The organism is Bartonella sp. CL63NXGY (genome assembly GCF_042194905.1).
In the GTDB taxonomy this organism is placed as follows: domain Bacteria; phylum Pseudomonadota; class Alphaproteobacteria; order Rhizobiales; family Rhizobiaceae; genus Bartonella.
In genome coordinates, this window is the sequence record NZ_JBHINK010000058.1 from 839 (window position 1) to 1,129 (window position 291).

The 291-nt window shown below is 43.3% G+C and carries 1 protein-coding gene; it reads left to right on the forward strand.

The genetic code is table 11. From position 1 onward, the window contains the following. Positions 1 to 157 precede the first annotated feature (157 nt). A complete protein-coding gene (locus tag ACFIK0_RS09175) occupies positions 158 to 280 on the forward strand; it encodes a hypothetical protein (protein WP_375663882.1) in 123 nt (40 codons plus the stop codon). The last annotated feature ends 11 nt before the right edge of the window (positions 281 to 291 follow it).

Consider the following 291-nt stretch of genomic DNA (forward strand, 5'->3'; position numbering starts at 1 on the left):
TAACTGATAAGCTTTCTGAATTAGCATATGAAGTGCTCAAGCTGGTCGATAATGATTCATTGCTTCCACTATTGGATTCGGAATTAGTCGAGCCAGCAGTCGTTGTACTCGTGGTATTTGAATTGGATGCTGGTTGCGAGTTGGAAGCAGAGTTTGAATGATGGTGACGGTGGAAGTTAACGTTACTTTCCGTTACTTGCCACTTATTGTTACCACTCTCATTGTTCTTCTGCTGGGTAGCAGGCGTCGCAACGGCGTTAGTAAACAATTGCGTCATTAAATCAGCCGTAT